Raw genomic sequence first — 21,525 nt, forward strand, 5'->3', positions numbered from 1 at the left:
CTTTGCGCAAAATTATGCGCGTATTTCCCCCACGGTGCCTGCCCAACCCAATGCGCAGAATTATGCGCAAATCGGCGGATAACGGCCTATAATGCGCACCATGATGCGCAAAAAACCCGCGAACCTCTCGATCTCCAACCTCGAGCGCCTGGCAGAAGACCTGCGCGCGACGCGCCGCGAGCGCAAGCTGACCCAGCAGGCCCTCGCGGAGCAGGCGGGCGTCGCCCGCCGCACCGTCACCAACGCCGAACACGCAGGCAACATCGGCGTACGCGAACTCTGCCGTCTCGTGAACGCGCTCGGCTATGAGGTCGTGCTTCGCCCCATGGATACTGTCATCCTCGAGGACCTGAACGACATATTCAGGGACGACGAATGACTCCGAGCGCCTCATTCGACCTCGAGCGGCTACTGCGCGAAATCCGCAGCCTGGAAGTCCATACGCCACAGGGACCGAGCGGCCTGCTCGCGCGCGAGAGCCGCTTCGTCTTCAATTACGGCGACGCGCCCGACATGGCCGCGGTCTCGCTCACCATGCCGGTGCGGCGCCAGAGTTATGCGAGCGGCGACCTGATGGGCGTCTTCGCGATGAACCGGCCGGAGGGCTACCTGCGCTTCGTCATCGAGGAACGGCTCGCGCGTTACGGCGCGCCGAGCGACATGTTTCTGCTCTTTCTCGCCGGCACCAACCAAATCGGGCGGCTCACCTATTCCGTGCCGGGAGAGCGCGTGCCGAAGAGCGATGGCGAACGTCTGGACGAATTGCTTTCCTCGCCCTCGGGCCGGCTGTTCGAGCGCCTGATCGACCGCTACGCGCTCGGCTCCGGCATCTCCGGCGTGCAGCCGAAGGCGGTCGTTCCGCTCGCCGCGGAAACCGCATCGCGCCCCGCCGAGCACACGGCGCTGCCCCTGCGCACGGTGATCGTGAAGGCCGAAGGCGACGACTTCCCCGGGCTCGCTCGCAACGAATACTTCTGCATGTCGGTGGCGAAAGAGGCCGCGCTCGAAGTCCCCGACTTCTGGCTTTCCGAAGACGGCAAGCTCTTCGTCATGTCACGCTTCGACCGCGAGGCGGACGGCACGCCCATCGGATTCGAGGATATGAGCGTGCTCACCGGCAAGGCGAAATACGAGGGCAGCTACGAGATGATCGCCAAGGCCGTGGACATCTATACGCGTTCGGATCCGGCGCAGAAACGACGCCTGTTCGAGCGCATCGCCCTCTCGTGCCTGTTGCGCGACGGCGATGCCCACATGAAGAACCTGGGAATCCTCTATGTCGAACCGACCGGACCGCGCCGGCTCGCTCCGGTGTTCGACGTGGTCTGCACCGACATCTATCCTGATCTCGATGGGCGCATGGCGCTCAGCCTCAACCGGAGCAAGACGTTCCCGCTGCCGGCGGAGCTCCATGCCTTCGCCCGGCGCCTCGGCCTGCGGCAGTCGGAAGGCGAGGACATCATGAGCCGACTGCACGACGCCTACCTCACGGTCGCCGAGCGCTTCGCCGAGGACCGGCGATTCCACGAGGGCGACCTGCTCGCCAGGATCCGGCGCGCCGTCGAACGGCCGGGCGTCAAACCCGTCTCGCGCCCGAAGCTGGTGCGTTAGGCGCGCGAGCACGGGCAACGCCGCCGGGGCGCCCGCATCAGCTCTCGCCCGCGCCCTGCAACGTAAATGCGATACGTTTGCCCGCCGCGTCGTAACGGCATACGACTTTGGCGCCCTCTTTCACGCCGCCCTTGAGCATTTCCTTCGCCAGCTCGTTCTCCACCGCCTGCTGCATCTTGCGCTTCAACTCGCGCGCACCGAATTCCGGCCGATACCCCTCCGCCGCGAGGTAATCGATCACGCTGTCGTCGAACGTCAGGTCGATGTCCTGGCTACGCGCCATCCGCCGGACCTGTTCGAGCTGCAGCCGCACGATCGCACGCAGCTCGTCGCTGGTGAGCGGCTGGAACATGATGATTTCGTCGATGCGATTCAGGAACTCGGGCCGGAAATGCTGGCGCAGTTCGCCCATCACGGCGCCCTGCATCGACCCTTCGGCGCTCGAGAGGAAACCAGGTCCTGAGCGCTTTTGCCCCGAGACCACGTCGGAACCGAGGTTGCTCGTCGCGATCACGACCGTATTGCTGAAGTCGACCACGCGACCCTTGCCGTCGGTGAGGCGGCCGTCGTCGAACACCTGCAGCAGCACGTTGTAGACGTCGGCGTGCGCTTTCTCGATTTCGTCGAGCAGGATCACGCAATAGGGGCGGCGGCGCACCTTCTCGGTCAACTGGCCGCCTTCGTCATAGCCGACGTAGCCCGGCGGCGAGCCGATCAGCCGCGACACGGCGTGGCGCTCCATGTACTCGCTCATGTCGATGCGCACGATGGCATCTTCGTCGCCGAACACCACTTCGGCCAGCGCCTTCGCAAGCTCCGTCTTACCCACTCCGGTCGGCCCGAGGAACAGGAAGACCGCCGTGGGCCGCCGACCGCGCCGCAGCCCGGCGCGCGAGCGGCGCACCGCGTCGCTGACCGCGACGATGGCCTGTTCCTGCCCGATCACACGCTCATGCAGCCGCGCTTCCATTTCGAGCAGCCGCGTGCGCTCCTCGGCGGTCAGTTGCGTGACCGGCACGCCCGTGAGCTTCGAGACGATCTCCGCGACATCTTCGCTGGTCACGTCGGAGGTCACAGTGCCGAGCTGCCCTTTCCAGTCACTGGTGGCCTGCGTGAGCGCCTTTTCCTTGTCGGCGATCGGCTCGTCCAGCGTATGGGCGCGCTCGAAATTCTTGCGCGTCGCCGCGTAGTCCTGTTCGCGCCGCAACTGCGCCAGCTCCGCTTCGAGTTCGAGGATCGCCGCAGGCCGCGAGGTGGCAGAAAGATGCACGCGCGCAGCCGCCTGGTCGACCAGATCGATGGCCTTGTCGGGCAGGAAACGCCCCATCACGTAGCGGTCCGACAGCTCGGCCGCCGAAACCAGCGCGTCGTCGCGAATGGTAACGTGGTGATGCACCTCGAGCTTGTCGCGCAAGCCGCGCAGGATGTTGATCGTCTGATCCACGCTCGGCTCGGAGACGAACACGGGCTGAAAGCGCCGCTCGAGCGCCGCGTCCTTCTCGATGTACTTCTGGTACTCGGAGAGCGTCGTGGCGCCGATCAGGTTCAGTTCGCCGCGCGCCATGGCCGGCTTGAAGACGTTGGCGATGTCGAGCCCGCCCTCGCCGCCACCCTGGCCCGCGCCGACGATCATGTGCACTTCGTCGATGAAGAGCACGAGGCTTTCGCGCTGCGCCGAGATTTCCTCCATTACGCCCTTCACGCGCTCTTCGAATTCGCCGCGATACTTCGCGCCCGCGATCAGCCCGTTGACGTTCAGCTCGACGAGCCGGCGTCCGCGCAGCGATTCGGGCACGTCGCCGTTGAGCATGCGTTGCGCGAGCCCTTCGGCGATCGCGGTCTTGCCCACACCGGGCTCGCCGATCAACACCGGATTGTTCTTGCGCCGGCGCGCGAGCACTTCCACCACGGTCTCAATCTCGCTCGAACGGCCGATCACCGGGTCGAGCTTGCCCTCGCTCGCGAGCGCGGTCAGATCGCGGCTGTACTGGTCGAGTTGCGGCGTCGCGCTGGGCCCCTTCGCGGCAGGACGCTCGCGTTTGTCGCCCTGAGCCTCCACGAGCCGCTGCAACACCTTCTGGGGCGTGACGCCATAGCGGCCGAGCAGATGGCCCGCGAAACTTTCCGGCACCTGCGTGAGCCCGAAGAGCAGATGCTCGGGCGCGACGTAGCTGTGACCCAGTTCGCGCGAGACGAGAAACGCGCGGTCGAGCGCACCCTTCAGACGCGGCGAGACGCCGATGCGGCCGTCGTCGGGCGCGGGCGCGCCTTCGCGCTTCTGCGCGTTGGCGTCGATGAACGCACGCACATCGTCGGGCTGAATGCCGAGACGCTTGAGAATCGCCGCGCCCGCATCGTTGCCCGCGAGTTCGTAAAGCAGATGCTCGGTATCGACCTCGCGCCGCCCGAACTGCACCGCCCGCTCCGCCGCGCGCTGGAGCAATTCACGCGCCACATCGCTGAAATAGCGTTCGACGATGGCGCCGTCGCCCGCTTCCATGGCCTGTGGCGCGGGTTCGGCCGCCTGGCCGCCGGCATCGTGGGCGCCGTCGGCCTGCTGCGAGGCGCGAAACAGCGCCTCCAGCGGACTCAAGGTGCGCTGATGCCGCGTGAGCTGTGCGTAGTGATAGTCGCAGACATCGAGAAAACGCCGCCTGCCGTCCTGCAACACGGCGACCCGCACCGTAGCGGGGCGCACGCCGCAGATATCGCAGTTGAACTGAGCCATGCCGTCTCCTTTGAAGCGATGCGCGGCGCGCGCGGGTGCGCTGCCCGCGACCTGGAATGGCACGAGGCATGCCCGCTCGAGCGCCGCATGAATGCTCTAACGAATGCCGAAGCGAAGTTCAGACGTCATCGTAACGTCGAATCGAACTGCGCGTCGGCAAGAGGAGACGTTTGCTAATCAATGGGTTTGCGTGCGCGGCGTCAAACGTCTTGATGAGCAGCCGAACTGGACGCCCCGCGGGCTCGCGCCGCCGGGTCGCGTATCCACGCGCTCAGCAAGGTGGACGAAACGGCGAGGATCACCGGCCCGATGAAGAGCCCGACGATGCCGAAGGCGAACAGGCCGCCGAGCACGCCGGAGAGAATGAGCAGCATCGGCAGATTGACGCCGCGCCGGATCAGCACCGGACGCACGAGGTTATCGAGCATGGCGACCATCACGGACCACACCGCGAGCAGGATCGCCGTGACATGCGCGTCGTGCACGAACAGCCAGATCACGCCGCCGAGCAGCGGCAACGTCGGGCCGATCTGCGCTAGACACAGCATGAGCATCACGGCCGTGAGCACACCCGCGCCCGGCACCCCGGCCACCCACAGGCCGATGCCGCCGAGCGCCGACTGCAGGATCGCCGTCACGACGATGCCGAGGGCCACTGCGCGTACCGAAGCGCCCGCGAGCTTGACTGCCTGTTCGCCATACGCGGGCGCCACGCGAATGGCGAAGCGCGTGACATAGTCGGCGGCATGCTCGCCGTTGCTGTACAGAATGCCCGTGATGATGACGGTGATGAACATGTGCATGACGAACACGCCCACTGAAGCGGCGTGGCCGATCAACCAGTGCGCCGCGATCGAAACGTACGGCTCGAGCTGCGCGAGCAGACCGCCGGGGCCGGCGTCCGAAAACTCCTGCCACTTGGCGGCAATGCGCCCGCCCACCACGGGAATGTCGCCGACCCACTGCGGCGGCGCGGTCAACGTATAGTCGGGCAGCTTGCGGATCAGCTCCATGATCTCGCCGCCGTGCAACGCGAGCGTCGAGATGGCTTCATAAAGCGGCAGCACGATGACGACCAGAAGGATCAGCAGCATGACGAGCGTGGCGAGCCAGCGGCGGTTGCCGCAGCGCCGCTCGATGGCTTTCATGGCGGGCCATGTCGCGACGACGATGGTCGTGGCCCAGATCAATCCCGGAAGGAATGGGCGCATGACGTAGAGGCTGCCGATCGTCAGCGCGCAGAGTATGGCAACAACGAACAGGATGCGGGCCAGGTCCGGCGTGGCTTGCGGCTTCACGTACTTCTCCTCAATGCAGGGCGCGCCTCATGGCGCCGACGCGCTAGTCTATATCGGATAGGCTACGAATCCGTTTAAAAAGTCCCGCACGGCAGCCGCCCGGAACGCAGTCTGGAATAATGACCCTTCCCCCATGCGACGAAGAAGAGCCAGCCATGACCGCAACCGATACGAAACTGCCCTGCGTGCTCCTCACCAACGACGACGGCATCGACGCGCCCGGCCTCGCCGTGCTCGAAGCCGTGGCCGCCGAGCTCGCGCACGAAGTCTGGGTCGTCGCGCCCGAGCACGACCAGAGCGGCACCTCGCACTCGATCAGCCTGCATACGCCGCTGCGCGTGAGCCGGCGCGGCGCGCGGCGTTTCGGGGTGCTCGGCACGCCGGGCGATTGCGTGGTGATGGCGGTGCGCCAGCTCATGGGCGACGTGCGCCCTTCGCTGGTGCTCTCAGGCATCAACCGTGGCGGCAACCTCGGCGTGGAGACGATGTTCTCGGGCACGGTGGGCGCAGCCATGACGGGCCTTTTGCTCGGCCTGCCGTCCATCGCCCTGAGCCAGACCTTCCGCGATCGCGAGCAAGTGCGCTGGGACACCGCCCGCGCGCTCGCGCCGGACGTGATTCGCCGCCTCGCCGCCGTGGCGCATGACGCGCCGGTCTGCCTGAACGTGAATTTTCCCGATATCGACGCGAGCGCCGCGGGGCCGCTCACCGTCACGCGCCAGGGCGTCGGGCTCGTGCAGGGCATCGACGTCGTGCCGCAGATCGACCCGCGCGGCATGGACTACCACTGGCTGCGCTTCAATCGCGGCCCGCGCGAAAACGGGCCCGACAGCGAAACGGCCGTGGTGAACTCCGGCCGCGTTTCGGTCACGCCGCTGCATTTCGAGCGCACCGACGAAAAAACGTTTGTCACGTTGCAAGCGGCGCTCGGCGCTGCCGCCTGAACGTGGTCCAATGATCAATCGCGCGCGGCGGAGGCCGTCATCGCCCGCGCGATCGCGTCGCGGATGTCCTCAGGAATGCCAATCGACTTGTGGGTGTCGAGCGAGGTGGTCACGATGGTCTGGCGTGCCGACATGCGCAGCACGCCGTCCACGCCCGTGCAGGCCCACGCGAGCGTGAGCGACGCTCGCCCCAGGCGCTCGACCTCGAGCGAGAGCCAGACCTCGTCGCCCATCTTGCTCACCGCCTTGAAATCCACTTCGAGCCGCACGGTCGGCATGCCCACGCGCCGAGCGCCTATCACGCCGTGATAGCCCTCCTGCGGCAACAACTCGTCGATCCACGACTCGACGAGATCGTTGAACAGGACGAAATACTGCGGATAGAACACGATACCGGCGGGATCGCACTCCGAGAAGTGAATCTTGTGTTTGCGGCGGTACGTGGGCGTCGCCATGCGCGTGTCTCCTTTCTTGCCAACTCGTCACTGCGCGCGGCCACGTCAAATGACGAGCCGCGACACCTTCACGCCTTCCAGCGACACCCCGGCCATGAGACCCGCGTTGGTCAGCACGAACGCTTCCACGGGGCTCGTCGCGGTCGAGGTATCGACGTTGCCGTTCGCGCCCACCGTGACGAGCGCAACCGTGGCGTCCGCACCTGCCGACCAGCCCTGGCTGCTCGTGAAATCGTTGAGCGCGACCGGGTTCATGAACGCGAAGATGATGGCTTTGGACTGCGCGCCGATCTGCAGGCCGAACGAGCCCGCAATGGTGCTGTAGTAGCCCGTCGTGCGGCCATCCACGCGCAGCGCGCCGGTGCCGTACTGACCGCCGATCCAGAAACCTGCCGAAAGCACCTGCGGAAAGACGAGCACGCCGCTCGCCTTCGAGACCAGCTCCTGCGACCCGCTCACCGTGCTGAAGAGGCGCGAGAGCGTGGCGTCGACGCCCGCGTCGATCGAATTGCGCTTCGCCGTGTTTTGCGAGGCGCTGTTCTGCGTGCCGAGCGGCGTGGTCGTGCAGCCGGCAAGCGCGAGGCCGCTGGCGGCGAGGGCGGCACTGGAGCTGAGAAGAAATTGACGTCGGCGCATTACGTGGTTTTCCTGTGCAAATGGGGCTTCGGGTGCCCGCGCCAGCCCGCTCGTGGACATCCGGGCCGCGCGCAAAGCGCTACAGGATAGCGCGCATGGCCGTCGCCGGGGCAAACCCGCAATCCGGCGCGTGGGCCCCGGCCGCCTGCGGCGGCCATGACCGCTGATCCTTGGGGGTATAGGACCATGCAGCGGGCATCGAGTTCGCGCGAAGATGTAAGGAAATCCCCAGCCGTGGGCGTTTCGATGCAACGCACCGGCGCCCACGGTCGCGACATCGCACCGCGCTTATTACCACCCTCAGAGCGGTGGGCGCGCGTGGGCAAACGCGAAATGCCGTGTTAGACTCCGCCGCGCAATCATTCTCATTCTCATGAATTCACGCAAGCATTCACTGCTGACCGCATGGCTTGGCCTCGTCGCCATGTGGCTCATCGTGCTTGCACCGCTCGTGAGCCAGCTCGTCGCCGCGCACCGCGCCAACGAGCCGGACGCCACGCTCTGCTCGGCCGTGCAGCCGGCCGGGGCCGGTAGCGCGCCGCATCTTTCGCACGACGATGCTTTCGGCGCTTGCGGCTACTGCCATCTGCTCGAGCATCATGTGGCGATGCCTTCGGTCGCCGCGCCCGCTGCGCTCGCCGCGCTCGTGCTCGCGCGCGAGACGGTTGCGCAGCCCGTCACGCACGATCTCCCCTTAGGCGCCTTCCCTTCGGGCAGGCCGCGCGCCCCACCCGTCCTTTCCTGAGTTACACCTTTACCGTCCAGCCGATCGCGATCTGATTGCGTGCGCAACGAGCACGCACGCCGCGCGCGGCTGCTCGATTCCCGTTTTCAGGAAGACACCTCATGTCCACGCTCACCACGCGTGGCGCTGGCGTTCGCTCGCGCGAACGCGCAACGCCGTGCGCGCTGCGGCACGCCGGGCGCCTCGCGCTCGCCATGCTGCCGCGCGTCTTGCCGCTGCCTTTCGTTGCCCCCATCGTCGTTCATGCGGCCCAGGCTGCCGAGGCGCAACCGGCCGATACGGCCTCGTCCGTCACGCTGCCTACCGTCACGGTCAGCGCCACCGCTGGCAGCGCCGCGGCGCCCGCCGTCGATCCCAACCTGCCCGCGACGGTGGAAACCGTCACGCCCGCACAGTTCGCAAACTGGAACGTCGTCAACACGGAGGACGTGCTCAAGTACCTGCCGAACCTCGCCGTGCGCAAGCGCTACGTCGGCGATCTGAACTCGATCATCGCCGTGCGTGGCACGAGCAATACGCAAAGCGCACGCGGCCTCGTCTATGCCGACGGCCTGCTGCTCTCGAACCTGCTCGGCAACAGTTACAGTTTTCCGCCACGGTGGTCGATGGTGTTCCCCGACCAGATCCAGCAGGTGGATGTGATCTACGGGCCGTATTCCGCGCTCTATCCCGGCAACTCGCTCGGCGCCACCGTGCTCATCACCACGCGCATGCCGAAGGCGTTCGAAGCGACCGCGGACGTGAAGGCGTTCACCCAGCACTTCAGCCTCTTCGGCGTGAACCAGAACTTCAACGGCAGCGAGATGAGCGCTTCGATCGGCGACCGCATCGGCAAGTTCTCGTATCTGCTTGGCGTGAACCACCTCGAGAACACGAGCCAGCCGCTGCAGTTCGCCACGCTTGCGCAGTCGACGAAACCCGCGCAGCCGGGCGACGTGCCCGTGCGTGGCGCCTACTTCTACAACAACCAGACCAACACGCCCACGGTCGTGCTCGGCGTGAACGGCGAAGGCATGCAGCACACGGTGCAGGACCAGTTCAAGCTGCGCATGCAGTACGACTTCACGCCCACCGTGCAAGGCGGCGTGACGCTCGGCTACTGGCATCAGACCTATAACAACGCCACCTCGACCTTCCTTTACGACGCGAACGGGAATCCCGTGTACAGCGGCAAGGTGTCGATCAACGGCTACGAGTACACCATTCCCGCCGCCGCGTTCGCGCCGAGCCGCGGCTGGAGCGAAAACTGGCTCTACGGTGCGACACTGCGCACGCATCAGGCCACCGGCTGGAACGCAGAGGCCATTGCTTCGTACTACGACGTAAGCAACAGCGTGGCGCGCACGGCGAATGCCGGGGGACCCGGCAACGGTCCCGGCGTCATGACGCTCGGCGACGGCACCGGCTGGAAGACGCTCGACCTCAAGACGACGTGGACGCCCGCCACCCCCGACGCCGGGCTCGCCGCCCACTGGCTCACCTTCGGTTACCACTACGACGATTACGCGCTCGACAACCGCACGTACAACACGCTCGCGTGGCGCGACGGCGGTGCGATCAGTTTCGCCAATGCCTTCGCGGGCAAGACCGAGACCCAGGCGCTCTACGCGCAGGACGCCTGGCGCTTCCTGCCGCGCTGGAAGCTCGTGTACGGCGTGCGCTACGAGAACTGGCGCGCCTTCGACGGCTATCAGGCGCTCGGCAGCCAGAACGTGCCGTATGCCGACGTGGGCGACCATCACTTTTCGCCGAAGGCTTCGCTCTCGTTCGACATGACCGACGATCTCACGCTGCGCGCATCGATTGCGCGCGCGTACCGCTTCCCGACTGTGAGTGAGTTGTTCCAGGGGCAGGTGAACGGCTCGTCCATCGTCAACAACAATCCGAACCTGCGCCCCGAGGACGATCTCTCGAAGGAACTGAGCGCCGAATGGGCGCACTGGAACGGCCTGTTCCGCTTGACGTTCTTTCAGGACGACGTAAAAAACACGATCTTCAGCCAGACCGATACGACGGTCATTCCGAACGTCACGAACTTCCAGAACATCGGCAAGGTGCGCTCGCGCGGCGTGGAAACGAGCTATCAGGGAGAAGACGTGATCCTGCGCGGGCTCGATCTGGCGGCGAGCGTGGCGTATACGCAGTCGAAGATTCTGGAGAACGCGCAGAATCCGGCGAGCGTCGGCAAGTACTTCTATCGCATTCCGCTGTGGCGCGCGAATCTCGTCGCGACCTACCGGTTCGACGCGCGCTCCGCGCTCACGCTCGCCGCACGCTATTCGGGGCGCCAGTACAACACGCTCACGAACACGGACACGAACCCGAACGTATACGGCGGCACGAGCACCTACACGGTCGCCGACGTGAAGTTCACCTTCCGGCCGACGAAGAAGAGCGAGATCGGCGTGGGCATCGACAACCTGTTCGACGAGCGCTACTTCGTCTATCACCCGTATCCCGGCCGCACGTATTACGTCGAAGCGAAGCTCGGTATTTGAGCGGCGCGCTCGCGGCCTTCGCTCGCGTGCGCGTTTTCGTCTGAATCATCCAGGTATTCGAGCCGTGCCGGCTCGACAAGGAGTCCCCGATGTCCACGATATCCGACCCGGTCAGCGCACCGCCTGCCCGCGCCGCGCAGGCCGGCTACCGCACGCTGTGGCGCTGGCATTTCTATGCAGGCCTGTTCGTCATGCCCTTGCTGCTCGTGCTCGCCATTACGGGCACGATCTACTGCTTCCAGCCGCAGATCGAACCGCTGCTTTACCCGCATCGCCTGGTGGTCGCGCCGGCGGCTACACCGCGCCTGCCCGTGGATACGCTGCTGGCCCGCGCGCGAGCCGCGCTGCCGCCCGACGCGCGAGCGCTGCGTGCGCACGTCGAATCGAATCCCGCACGCAGCGCCGAATTCGTCTTCGCACTGCCCGGGGGGGCCAACGAGAGCGTCTACGTGAATCCTTACGATGGCGCGGTGCTCGGTACGCTCGACGTCGATCGCCGCTTCATGCAGGTCGACCGCATGCTCCATCGCAAGCTCCTGCTCGGTAAGCCCGGCGAGCTGCTCATGGAGCTGGCCGCGTGCTGGACGCTCGTGATGCTCGCCACCGGCATTGCGCTCTGGTGGCCGGGCGCGGGCACGTCGTGGCGCGCCGCCCTGCTGCCTCGCTTCGATGCGCGCGGACGGCCGTTCTGGAAGAGCGTGCACGCGAGCGTCGGCATCTGGCTCGCCGTTGGCGCGCTCGCGTTCGTGCTGAGCGGCTTGCCGTGGACGGGGTCGTGGGGCAAGCAGTTCAAGGCGCTCGCCACGCGCGCGAGCCTCGGCGCGCCGCGCGGCGCGTGGGGCGGCGGCCTCGCGCTGAAGTCGGCGTTGCCGGGTGCCCCGGCCGTTGCCGCCGCTGCGGCAGCCAGCGGCGCAACGGCGAACCCTCCTGCAAGCCACGCCGACCATCAGGATCACAGCGCAGAGCACGCACGCCACGACATGGCGTCGATGCCCGGCATGGTGATGGACGACATGCCGCTGCCGCTCGTGCCCTGGGCAGTCGGCGCGGTTCCCGTGCCGCACTCGGCGGACGCGCCCGGCGCACCGCACCACTGGACGCTCGCTCAGGTCGTGGCCCAGATGCGCGACCTCCGCGTGCGCGACGGCTACGACATCGTGCTGCCCGCCACGGCCGACGGCGTCTACACCGTCTCGTACTTTCCACCCGATCCGAAAGCGGAGCGCACGGTGTATATCGACCAGTACAGCGGCGCCGTGCTCCGGGACATTCGCTACGAAGATTACGGCGCAGTGTCGAAAGGCATTTCCTATGGCACTTCGCTGCACATGGGCCGCTACTTCGGTCTCGCGAACCAGCTGATCTGCGCGGCGATCTCGCTGGGCCTCGGCGCGCTCGCGGTGACCGGTTTCGTGATGTGGTGGATGCGCCGTCCCGCGCGCGCTACGGGCGCATCGATACTGGCCGCGCCCTCACGCGAGCGCGCCGCGCCGCCGCTGCGCGCCTGGAAGACCGGTCTCGTGCTGCTCGGCATCGTGTTTCCGCTGATGGGCGCAACGCTCGTGGCGGTCTGGCTGTTCGACCGCGCAGCCTTCCGACGCGCCTAGAAGCTGCCGTCGTGCCGTCCTGCCGGCATCGGCGGCCCTGCGGTAATCTGCGGACACAATTGCGTCTGAACCTGGCTGTGGCAAACGGTTTCAAACGTATATATGCGGAGATTATCGTGTTGCGGCTATTTTCGGCGCTAGGCGCCGCCGCGGTGCTTGCGGGCTGCGCGGTCGCGCCTTATCCCGGTTACCCCGGGTACTACGGCTATGATTACGGCTATCCCTATTACTCGGGCTATCCGTACGCCTACGGTTACGACTACTACCCCGGTTATTTCGGCGGCGGCTATGGCGGCGTCGCCATCTGGGGCGGTGGCGGCGGATGCTGCTATCACCATGGCTGGCACGGCTGGCATGGCGGCGGCCATGGCGGCGGCTGGCACGGCGGCGGTGGGCACGGCGGCGGCGGCTGGCATGGAGGCGGTGGCGGTACTTGGCAAGGCGGCGGCGGTGGCATGGGAGCCGGCGGCGGCCACGGCCACTGACGGACCACCGCGCGATCACGGCGGGACCGCTCTGTTGAAGCGGCCCGTATGCCGTGCGGGCAACCGAGGCGCCGCCCTTACATGCGCCCGTTCACGGGAATCAGCGCTCCCGTAATCGCCTGCGCGTCCTCGCCCAGCAAAAATGCGATCACCGTAGCGATCTCGCGCGGCTGCACCCAGCGCGTGAAATCGGCGCCCGGCATGTCGGCGCGGTTTTGCGGCGTGTCGATGATGCCGGGCAAAATCGCGTTCACGGTCACACCCTTGTCCTTCAACTCTTCAGCGAGCGCTTCCGTCAACCGCGCCACGCCCGCCTTCGACGCCGAATACGCTCCCATGCCGAGTCCCGCCTTGAGTCCCGCGCCCGCGCCGATGTTGACCACACGCCCCGCCCCGCTCTGCACGAGATGAGGCAGCGCGGCCTTCGAGGCATTGAGCGCCGTCTTCACGTTCAAATCGAACATCGAATCCCACGTGTGCGCGTCGCCGTCGCCGACGGTCTCCCATCGGAATGCGCCCGCCACGTTGACGAGCGCGTCGAGCGCGCCAAGCTTCTCCTGCAACGCGCCGAACGCAGTCTGGGCCGCCTTCGCGTCGACGAGATCGACGCCGCCCATGCACAGCGCGTTTGCTAGCTCAGCGGGGAGTGCCGCCGCTTCGGGAGCCGCGCCCCGGCCGATCAGCGCCACGCGGGCACCGCGTTCGGCGAGCAATTGCGCCGTTGCCAAACCCAGGCTGCCGAAGCCGCCCGTCACCGCGACGACTTTGCCGTTCAAACCGTTTTCCATACGCTTATTCCTCTCGCTGCTTCACTAACCGAGTTCGATGCTGCCCGCGCGATCGGTGCGGGCCTCGCTGGCGCCACGTTACGCAAGGCGCGGCCTTCCATCAACCGGCACTCGGGTGTCCGCGCCGCGCATCCGTGCGTACCGTGGCGAGTGCATGCTGCTTGCGCAGGTTCTCCGTGGTGTCGCCGCCACCGTCCGCGCGCCAACCCGGCGGCAGGAAAACATAGCGCACGGCGGTCCAGATGTCCTTTGCCATAACGACGTCGCGTGCAAGCGTCGCCCAGTGCTCCAGTTCGACGACGAACGGATTGCGCGAGTGCACGGGCGTCACGAGGCCGTAGCGGCAGGGCTCTTCGGCACGTTCCGGCACGTAGGTGCTGAACAGGCGGTCGAAAATGATCAGGACTCCGCCGTAGTTCGCATCGAGATAATCGACGTTCGAGGCATGGTGCACGCGGTGGTTAGACGGCGTGTTGAACACGTACTCGAGCCAGCCGAGCTTCGGAATCCACGTGTTGTGCAGCCAGAACTGATAGAGCAGGTTGAGCGAGAGAATGGCGAGCACGACTTCGGGCCGCACTCCGAGCCAGACGAGCGGCCCGAAGAACATGGCCGGCCCGGTGAGCTTGCCGGTCCAGCCCAGCCGGTAGGCAGACGAAAGCGTCAACTGGTTCGGCGAATGGTGCACGGCATGCGTGGCCCAGAAGAAGCGGATTCGGTGCGACGCGCGGTGATACCAGTAATAGCAGAACTCCTGACCGATGAAGACCAGCAGCACGAGCCCAACTGTGTCGATATTCAGCGTGAAGAGGCGATGCTCCCACGCGAAATCCAGGATGGGCGCGGCGAGCGAAAGCGGCAGGAACGCGAGGAGCTTGCGGCCCGCGAGGTCGGCGAGCGACAGCCAAACTTCAGACCAATCGAAAGCGGCCTTGCCCGCTGCTTCGCGGCGCTTCCTGAAGGTAAGCACGCACGCCTCGATCAGCGAGACGGCGACGACGAACAGCGTGACATAGAACGCGAGTTTTCCTGTGGTGAGCATGATGGATCGTGTGCAATAGGCGCGTCTTGCGCGGTGAAGAAAAACGCGTAGTGCACGCGGAAGTCGCGGCGGCGCGTCGGATGAAGGGCACTGTAGTGGCGCGCAACGGGAAAAACCACGCGCAAAGTATGTCGAGGTATGTCACGCGCCCGGCGCCGAAACACGCCCACATGCCTGCCGCGCCGCGCGCGCGGGGAGGTCGCGCCGGAAGGCTCGCGGCGTGTAATACGGCGACATGGTTTATGACGCGACTTGAGCCGGGCCCAGCCCTATAGTTCGTTCCGCTGACACGCCGCAGCGTGCCCCCCGAAACGAACCGCAAGGACCTCTGATGAAAACGCTCCCCCTCGTCGCCGCCGCGCTCATCGGCTTCGCCAGCGCTCCCGCCTTCGCCGGCTGGTCCGGCCACGGCACCGCGTACACGCCGCACGGCACGTACAACGGCGCGCACTACGGTTCGTGCAGCGGCGGCACCTGCTCGCATGCGGGCGGCGTGGCCGGTCCCTGGGGCGGCGTCGCCACCAACAGCGGCTCCGTCACGCGCACCGCGCCGGGCCAGTTCAGCAACAGCGGCACGGCCTACGGCCCGAACGGCCGCTCGGTTCAGCATTCGGGCGATACGAGCTGCGCGGGCGGCACCTGCTCGCACACCGGTTCGCTCAACGGCTCGGATGGGCACAGCGCGAGCACCTCGGGCAGCGTGACGCGCACGGCGCCGGGCCAGTACTCGTCGACGGGCACGGTCACGACGGGCAACGGCAACACCTACGGGCACTCCGCTTCCACGAGCTGCGCGGGCAACACGTGCAATCGCTCGGGCACCGTCACCGGTACGCAGGGCGGCAGCGTCTACCACTCGGGCAGCGCCACGGGCGTCGGCACCGGCGTGGTGACCACGGGCGGCGGCACCACCGTTGTCCACGGCGGCACGGTGACCACGGGCACGATCACCACTTCGGGCACGACGGTCGCCGTCGTGGGCGCCGCGGCCCCCGTGCCCGCGCCGGTCGTCGTCACGCCGCCGCCGCCCAGCACCACGGTGTATGTCGCCCCGCCGCCGCCCGCCCCCAAGACGGTGGTCGTCGCGCCGGCACCCGCACCGCAGACGGTTTATGTCGCGCCTCCCGCACCGAAGACCGTCTACGTGGCGCCGGCCCCCGCACCCAAGGTCGTCTACGTGGCTCAGCCGGCACCCAAGGTCGTCTATGTGGGCCAGCCGCTGCCGCGCGCCGTGTACATCGCGCCGCGCCCCGCCGTGTGGATTCCCGGCCACTGGGTCGGCCGCGTGTGGATCCCCGCCCACTGGGCCTGAACCATCACCGGCGGCCGCGGATTCGCATGACGCGCAGCCGCCCGCCTCATTCGCTTGATCAACCGGCCGGCGAGCTACGTCGGCCACCTCACGGAGAACACCATGAAGAAGATGATTGCTGCCCTCGTTTTGTGTATCGTTTCAGCAGCGGTTTGCGTGCCGGCATCGGCTCAGGCCTTGCCAGGCGGCTCAGGCGACAGCGCCCGCGTCGAACGCATGATGGCGCAGCTGCAAGGGCGTTTCGCCGCCGCGAACACGACGCACGACGGCAAGCTCACGCGTGAGCAGGCGCAGGCGGGTATGCCGAAGGTCGCGCAGCACTTCGACGAAATCGACGCGCAGAAGGCCGGCTTCGTCACCCTCGCGCAGATCGAGGACTTCATGCGAGCGCGCGCAGCAGCCCGATGAACGCCGGAGGCGTCACATGGAGCAGGCAAACAGGATCATCGTGCTCGACGACGAAGCCGAGCTGCGCAACATGCTGCAGCGCTTTCTCGCGAGCCAGGGTTTCGAGGTGCGCGCCGTTGCCGACGGCAAGCGCCTCGACCGCCTGCTCCAGCGTGAGCCCTACGACCTCCTCGTGCTCGATCTCATGATGGAGCCCGAAGACGGCCTCACGGTATGCCGCCGCCTGCGCGCCGAAGGCCAGACGCTGCCGATCCTCATGCTCACCGCCAAGGGCGATGCCGCCGACAAGGTGATCGGCCTCGAAACCGGCGCCGACGACTACCTCGCCAAGCCGTTTCTTCCCGACGAACTGGTAGCGCGCATTCGCGCCCTCCTGCGCCGCCAGAAGATGGCCTCGGGCGAGCCCACGGTCACCTCGCAATTGCTGCGTTTCGGGGACTTTCAGTTCGACGTTGGCAAACAAACGCTTTACCGCGACGGCGCGCCCGTCGAGGTCCACTCGGCGCAGATGCTGCTGCTTCACGCGCTCGGCTCGTCGCCGAACCGCGCCGTGAGCCGCGAGAATTTGCTCGCCCGCGCGCGCGGGCGCGACCACAGCGCGCTCGACCGCAGCGTGGACGTGCAGATCCTGCGCCTGCGCCAGATCGTCGAGGACGACCCCGCCAAGCCGCGCTTCATCAAGACCGTCTGGGGCATCGGCTACATGCTGGTGGCCGGCGTCGAAGCGTAATGCGCTTGCGCCTGCCGCGCTCGCTCCTCTCGCGCAACATCGCGCTGCTGGTGGCGCTCGTCGCGCTCTCGCAGATCTGCTCGCTCGCGGTCCTGCTGCACTACGTTCAGCGCCCTCGCATCGAGCGCGCCTCGATCATCTTCGCCGATTACGTCAAGCTTCTCGATGCCACGCTCGCATCCATGCCGCCCAACGAAGGGCGCGCGGCGGCCGCGCGGTTCGATGCGCGCAGTGCGGCGCCGCCACAGGCATCTGGTGAGACGCATCCGAGCCTCCTCGACTTTTTCCGCACCTGGCAGCGCGACGTGTTCATCGAAGCCCTTCAACGTCATCTGCCGGCCGACCTGCCAGTGCGCTGGGACGCGAGGCCCGACGAAACCGAACCCGCAGCGGATGGCGAAGCCCCGCAGGAGCGGCTGTGGATCCGCCTTCACGCAGCGGGCGAACCGGTCTGGATCGCCCTGCCGGTGACCGCCGACGCACGCGCGAGCGGCATCACCACGGCGTTGATCCTCTCCGCCGCGCTCGCGCTGCTCGCCGCGCTCACCGGCTACCTGTTGCAGCGCCACATCAACCGGCCGCTGCGCAAGCTCGCGCGCGCGGCGCGGCGCGTGAGCGCAGGCGAAACGCCGCCGCCGCTGCCGACCGACGGCCCGACCGAAATCGCCCAGGTGAGCCGCGCCTTCAACCAGATGACCGAAGCGCTGAAGCAGGCCGAGGCCACGCGCGCGCTGATGCTGGCCGGCGTCTCGCACGACATCCGCACGCCGCTCACGAAACTGCGCCTCGCGATCGCGATGGCCCTGCCGCGCGGCAGCAACGATGCACTCGTGGCCTCGTCCGAGAGCTATCTGGACCAGATCGACACGATCCTCCAGCAGTTCATGGACTACGCCGGCAGCGGCGAGCGCGAAGCGCCGCAAGCGGGCGACCTCAACGCACTCGCAGGCCAGCTCGTTGCCGACTTCGCGGGGCTCGGCCATGAATTCGACTTCGACGAAGGCGAGTTGCCGGTGTTCGCGTTCCGTCCCATCGCCGTTATGCGTCTGCTGATGAATCTCATGCAGAACGCCGTGAACTATGGACGCACAGGTCTGACGATTCGCACCTGGCGCGATGGCGATACAGCCTGCGTGATCGTTGCCGACCGCGGCAACGGCATCCGCGCCGAGAAACTGGAGCGCCTCAAATCGCCGTTCAGCCGCGGCGCGAACGCCCGCACGCATTCGGGCGGCTCGGGCCTCGGGCTTGCCATCGTCGAGCGGATCGCGCGGCTGCACGGCGGCTCGCTCACGTTCCGCGACCGCGAAGGCGGCGGCCTCGAAGCCGTCGTACGCCTGCCGCTGAACCGTCCCTAATCGAGTCAGAACGGCACGCCGCCGGCGGCGCGCGCATGACATGACTCGACATAATTTGCGCGTGGATTTCGCGCGCCCTTCCCCCCATACTTGCGCCTGAGCCTGAGCAACGGAGCGGAACAAACCGGAGCCCAGACGCCGAAGCACCATAGTCGATAGTTCGCCATCCTGAATAAGTTGCGAGTATCGGCAGACACGAGACACTCTTTCAGGCAAAAGGACATCGACATGCAAACGATCATCAACTTCCTCGTCAACAAGGCCAAGCGCATCGCGGGCACCACGTTCCTCGCCGGCGCGCTGTTCGCGAGCGGCTGCGCGTCGGCGGCGCCGGTCGCGCAGACGAACGGGCCGCTTCCGCAACTGCACGCCGACGTCGTCTACGTCTACACGTTCGACGCCGCCGCCGACCAGGTGAAGCTCGACAGCACCGGCATGCTGCACAAGCTCAAGACGATGACGAGCGGCGAGTCGTCGGCGCAGCAGCAACAGCAGGCCGCGCTGCAAACGCGCGAGCATCTCGCCGATCAGCTCGTGAGCGAACTTCAGAAAATGGGCCTGCCCGCCGTGCGCATGGACGGTCCCGCACCGGCCGGCCGCAACGCGCTGATCGTGGAAGGCCGCATCGACACGATGGACGCGGGCAGCAGCCGCCGCCGCATGCTGATTGGTCTCGGCGCGGGCAAGAGCGAAGTGGGCGCGACGATCGCGGTGCTGTTCCAGCCCGCCAACGGCGGCGAACCGCAACCTCTCCTGAGCTTCCAGACGAAGGCGGATAGCGGCCATATGCCCGGCATGGCCGAGACGGCGGGCGTGGGCGCGGCGGCCGGCCATGTGGCGACAGCGGCGGTGGTGGGCGGCGGTCTGCACGGCGCCTCGGAGGCGAAGCGCGACACGCTCTCGTCGGATGCCGGCAAGCTGGCCCGCTCGGTCGCCAAGGAAATCACGCAGATCAGCACGCAGAACGGCTGGATGGCAGCCACGACGAAGAGCTGATGCGGGCAGCGCGCGGGTTCGTGCCCTTTGCGGCGACGGTTCGATACCGCCGCCGTCTTTTTGTTTAATGCGCCTGCGGTTCGCGCTGCGCCTGCGGCTCACGATATCGCGCGAAGTTCGACGTATGGCCGATGCCGGGATTGAAGCAGTTGCACGGATCGAGCGTTTCGTAAAACGACTTCAGCGCAGGCTTCGCATCGTAGAGACGGCCGACGTTGTGCTCAGCGGGCTATTCGGCGCCGCGCGTCCAACCTCGACGGCAGGACGCGTGCGCAACCGATATGCGTCAAGACGGCGCCGGCCGAAAAATCAGCCGAGACCCATGCGCGTCTCGTCGACGAACTTCTCCGTCGCGTCGTCGATCTTGCGGCCCTTGCGGCCGGAGGGACCGTGAATGTAGACGGTTTTCATATCGACCTGCGGCGCGCCGCTCATGCCGGGCGGCGGCGTCATCTCGTAGCGGACTTCGCGCGCGTGATCGGCCATCTGCAGACGCGGATCGAACACCGAGTTGAAGCGCCACAGCATCCGCACGAAATTGGTCTGGCCGTGCAACAGCAGATGCGTGGCCTGCCCCGCCGCGCCACGCAGCGCGGTCCAGCCCATGTGCTTGCGATTGAGCACCTGCTGCGTGCGCACGAGTTCCGCGTAGAACTCGGGCAGCGGAAGCTTCGTCGGCACGACGGCGTGCTGAATGTCATACAGGCGATAGTCGAGGCTCGTGAGGCGCCGCGCCTCGCGCTGCCAGTTCTCCGTGCCAGGATACGGCGTATTCACGCTGATATTGACGATTTCGGGAATCTCGAGGCACCACTGGCGGATCGTCTTGAAGCGTTCGCGGTCCCAGTCCGGATCGGCAATCAGATTGATCGCGACGGTGATCCCCAACGAACGCGCGAATTCGAGCGCCTCGAAATTCTTGTCAAGGCTGATCCGCTTGCGAAACGCCTTGAGCCCCTCCTCGTCGATCGCCTCCAGACCGAGGAACATGTACTTCAGACCAATCGACTGCCACAGGCGGAATACCTCCTTGTTGCGCAGAAGCACGTCGCCACGCGTTTCCAGGTAGTACTGCTTATCGATGCCGCGCCGCTTGATCGCCTCGCCGATCGCCATGCCGTGTTCGGCGTGCACGAATGCCACATCGTCGACGATGAACACGCCCGGCTCGCGCAGCGCCGCCAGTTCGTCCACCACAACCTCGGGACTGCGCGTGCGGTAGCTGCGTCCGTAGAACGTCCACGCGCTGCAGAACGTGCAGTCCCACGGGCAGCCGCGCGCGAATTCAATGGAAGCGCAAGGATCGAGCGTGCCGATGAAATACTTGCGGCGATGGCGCAGCAGGTCGCGCGCGGGCCGCACCGGATCGAGATTCTCGACGAAGCGTGGCGACGGCCCCGATCCGTGGCTCGTCACGACGCCGGGCACGGCGAGCAGGTCGGCGCCGCGCGACACCGCTTCGAGCAGTTCGTTGACCGAAGCTTCACCCTCGCCGCGCAACACACAGTCGATCGCGCCTTGCGCATGGCGCAGCAGATCGGGCGCGGTGAACGACACGCTGTGCCCCCCCACGAAGACGAAACACGAGGGCAGCGCGGCCTTCACGGCCTTCGAAAGGTCGATGATCTCGGGAATGTTGGCCAGATAGTTGCCCGAAAAGCAGAGCGCTTCGGGCTGCCAGTCGCGCACCATGCGCATGAGGTCGCGGTGTGTCTCGACCTGTAGATCGAGGAGGCGCACCTCATGGCCCGCCTCGCGCGCCGTGCCGGCCACGGATTCGAGACCCAGCGGCTCGAGCCGCAGGAACACGCGCGTGTACATCAGTCCGCTCGGGTGGACAGCAAGCAATTTCATGAAGCCTCCTTGCGAAGGGCCGCTGCTTCG

The 21,525-nt window shown here is 66.7% G+C and carries 19 protein-coding genes and 1 pseudogene; 12 read left to right on the top strand and 8 right to left on the bottom strand.

What is annotated here, in order from left to right; genetic code table 11:
- The first annotated feature begins 100 nt into the window (after window positions 1-100).
- Both M3I53_RS26745 and M3I53_RS26750 read left to right on the top strand, forming a co-directional pair.
- Entirely contained in the window at window positions 101-379 is a 279-nt protein-coding gene (locus M3I53_RS26745; RefSeq protein ID WP_254318871.1) for a helix-turn-helix domain-containing protein, read from the top strand.
- Window positions 376-1,611, top strand: coding sequence for a type II toxin-antitoxin system HipA family toxin (locus M3I53_RS26750; RefSeq protein ID WP_254318872.1), 1,236 nt, complete (start codon window positions 376-378; stop codon window positions 1,609-1,611). Before M3I53_RS26745 ends, M3I53_RS26750 begins: the two co-directional genes overlap by 4 nt.
- 37 nt (window positions 1,612-1,648) lie before the next feature.
- Here M3I53_RS26750 and M3I53_RS26755 read toward each other — a convergent pair whose 3' ends face one another.
- Together M3I53_RS26755 and ydiK are read right to left on the bottom strand one after the other, a co-directional pair.
- Window positions 1,649-4,339 (bottom strand): ATP-dependent Clp protease ATP-binding subunit, encoded by a 2,691-nt coding sequence (locus M3I53_RS26755; RefSeq protein WP_302057857.1) that lies wholly within the window; start codon window positions 4,337-4,339, stop codon window positions 1,649-1,651.
- A 200-nt stretch (window positions 4,340-4,539) separates the two neighbouring features.
- Entirely contained in the window at window positions 4,540-5,637 is a 1,098-nt protein-coding gene (ydiK, locus tag M3I53_RS26760) for an AI-2E family transporter YdiK (RefSeq protein WP_254318873.1), read from the bottom strand.
- A gap of 155 nt (window positions 5,638-5,792) precedes the next feature.
- Between ydiK and surE the strand changes: the two genes are divergently transcribed.
- Window positions 5,793-6,581, top strand: coding sequence for a 5'/3'-nucleotidase SurE (surE, locus tag M3I53_RS26765; RefSeq protein ID WP_254318874.1), 789 nt, complete (start codon window positions 5,793-5,795; stop codon window positions 6,579-6,581).
- A gap of 14 nt (window positions 6,582-6,595) precedes the next feature.
- On the opposite strand, the gene M3I53_RS26770 is transcribed toward surE, so the two are convergent.
- Window positions 6,596-7,036 (bottom strand): thioesterase family protein, encoded by a 441-nt coding sequence (locus M3I53_RS26770; protein ID WP_254318875.1) that lies wholly within the window; start codon window positions 7,034-7,036, stop codon window positions 6,596-6,598.
- A 45-nt stretch (window positions 7,037-7,081) separates the two neighbouring features.
- A complete protein-coding gene (locus M3I53_RS26775; RefSeq protein WP_069261939.1) occupies window positions 7,082-7,672 on the bottom strand; it encodes a YSC84-related protein in 591 nt (196 codons plus the stop codon).
- A 373-nt stretch (window positions 7,673-8,045) separates the two neighbouring features.
- Here M3I53_RS26775 and M3I53_RS26780 point away from each other — a divergent pair, with 373 nt between their 5' ends.
- The 4 genes from M3I53_RS26780 (at window position 8,046) to M3I53_RS26795 (ending at window position 13,007) form a co-directional block, all read left to right on the top strand.
- Window positions 8,046-8,417 carry a DUF2946 domain-containing protein gene (locus tag M3I53_RS26780; protein WP_254318877.1) on the top strand — a complete coding sequence of 124 codons (372 nt, stop codon included), beginning with the start codon at window positions 8,046-8,048 and terminating at the stop codon, window positions 8,415-8,417.
- Window positions 8,418-8,611: 194 nt separating this feature from the next.
- Entirely contained in the window at window positions 8,612-10,915 is a 2,304-nt protein-coding gene (locus M3I53_RS26785; RefSeq protein ID WP_375542590.1) for a TonB-dependent receptor, read from the top strand.
- 89 nt (window positions 10,916-11,004) lie between these two features.
- Window positions 11,005-12,522: a PepSY domain-containing protein gene (locus M3I53_RS26790; RefSeq protein WP_254318879.1), complete on the top strand. Its 1,518-nt coding sequence runs from the start codon at window positions 11,005-11,007 to the stop codon at window positions 12,520-12,522.
- Between the two features lie 116 nt (window positions 12,523-12,638).
- Window positions 12,639-13,007, top strand: a complete 369-nt coding sequence (locus tag M3I53_RS26795; protein ID WP_254318880.1) for a hypothetical protein — start codon at window positions 12,639-12,641, stop codon at window positions 13,005-13,007.
- 77 nt (window positions 13,008-13,084) lie between these two features.
- Here the strand turns inward: M3I53_RS26795 and M3I53_RS26800 are convergent, their stop codons facing one another.
- Window positions 13,085-13,795, bottom strand: a complete 711-nt coding sequence (locus tag M3I53_RS26800) for an SDR family NAD(P)-dependent oxidoreductase (RefSeq protein ID WP_254318881.1) — start codon at window positions 13,793-13,795, stop codon at window positions 13,085-13,087.
- 100 nt (window positions 13,796-13,895) lie between these two features.
- Window positions 13,896-14,837 (bottom strand): sterol desaturase family protein, encoded by a 942-nt coding sequence (locus tag M3I53_RS26805; RefSeq protein ID WP_254318883.1) that lies wholly within the window; start codon window positions 14,835-14,837, stop codon window positions 13,896-13,898.
- Between the two features lie 331 nt (window positions 14,838-15,168).
- Between M3I53_RS26805 and M3I53_RS26810 the strand changes: the two genes are divergently transcribed.
- From M3I53_RS26810 to M3I53_RS26830, 5 genes are all read left to right on the top strand, one after another.
- Window positions 15,169-16,149, top strand: coding sequence for a hypothetical protein (locus M3I53_RS26810; protein ID WP_254318884.1), 981 nt, complete (start codon window positions 15,169-15,171; stop codon window positions 16,147-16,149).
- A gap of 102 nt (window positions 16,150-16,251) precedes the next feature.
- The gene (locus tag M3I53_RS26815) at window positions 16,252-16,557 is read left to right on the top strand and encodes an EF-hand domain-containing protein (RefSeq protein WP_254318885.1); all 306 of its coding nucleotides are present in this window, start codon (window positions 16,252-16,254) and stop codon (window positions 16,555-16,557) included.
- 16 nt (window positions 16,558-16,573) lie between these two features.
- Window positions 16,574-17,287: a response regulator gene (locus tag M3I53_RS26820; RefSeq protein ID WP_254318886.1), complete on the top strand. Its 714-nt coding sequence runs from the start codon at window positions 16,574-16,576 to the stop codon at window positions 17,285-17,287.
- A complete protein-coding gene (locus tag M3I53_RS26825) occupies window positions 17,287-18,645 on the top strand; it encodes an ATP-binding protein (RefSeq protein WP_254318887.1) in 1,359 nt (452 codons plus the stop codon). The genes M3I53_RS26820 and M3I53_RS26825 overlap by 1 nt, the downstream gene beginning before the upstream one ends.
- A gap of 228 nt (window positions 18,646-18,873) precedes the next feature.
- Complete coding sequence (locus tag M3I53_RS26830) at window positions 18,874-19,641, top strand: DUF4410 domain-containing protein (RefSeq protein WP_254318888.1); 768 nt, start codon at window positions 18,874-18,876, stop codon at window positions 19,639-19,641.
- A gap of 64 nt (window positions 19,642-19,705) precedes the next feature.
- Here the strand turns inward: M3I53_RS26830 and M3I53_RS26835 are convergent.
- Window positions 19,706-19,885, bottom strand: a pseudogene (locus M3I53_RS26835) (hypothetical protein); the annotation flags it as partial.
- Window positions 19,886-19,950: 65 nt separating this feature from the next.
- Window positions 19,951-21,495 (bottom strand): hopanoid C-3 methylase HpnR, encoded by a 1,545-nt coding sequence (gene hpnR / locus M3I53_RS26840; RefSeq protein ID WP_254318890.1) that lies wholly within the window; start codon window positions 21,493-21,495, stop codon window positions 19,951-19,953.
- Between the last annotated feature and the right edge of the window lie 30 nt (window positions 21,496-21,525).

This window comes from Paraburkholderia sp. CNPSo 3272, assembly GCF_024206495.1.
Lineage (GTDB): Bacteria > Pseudomonadota > Gammaproteobacteria > Burkholderiales > Burkholderiaceae > Paraburkholderia.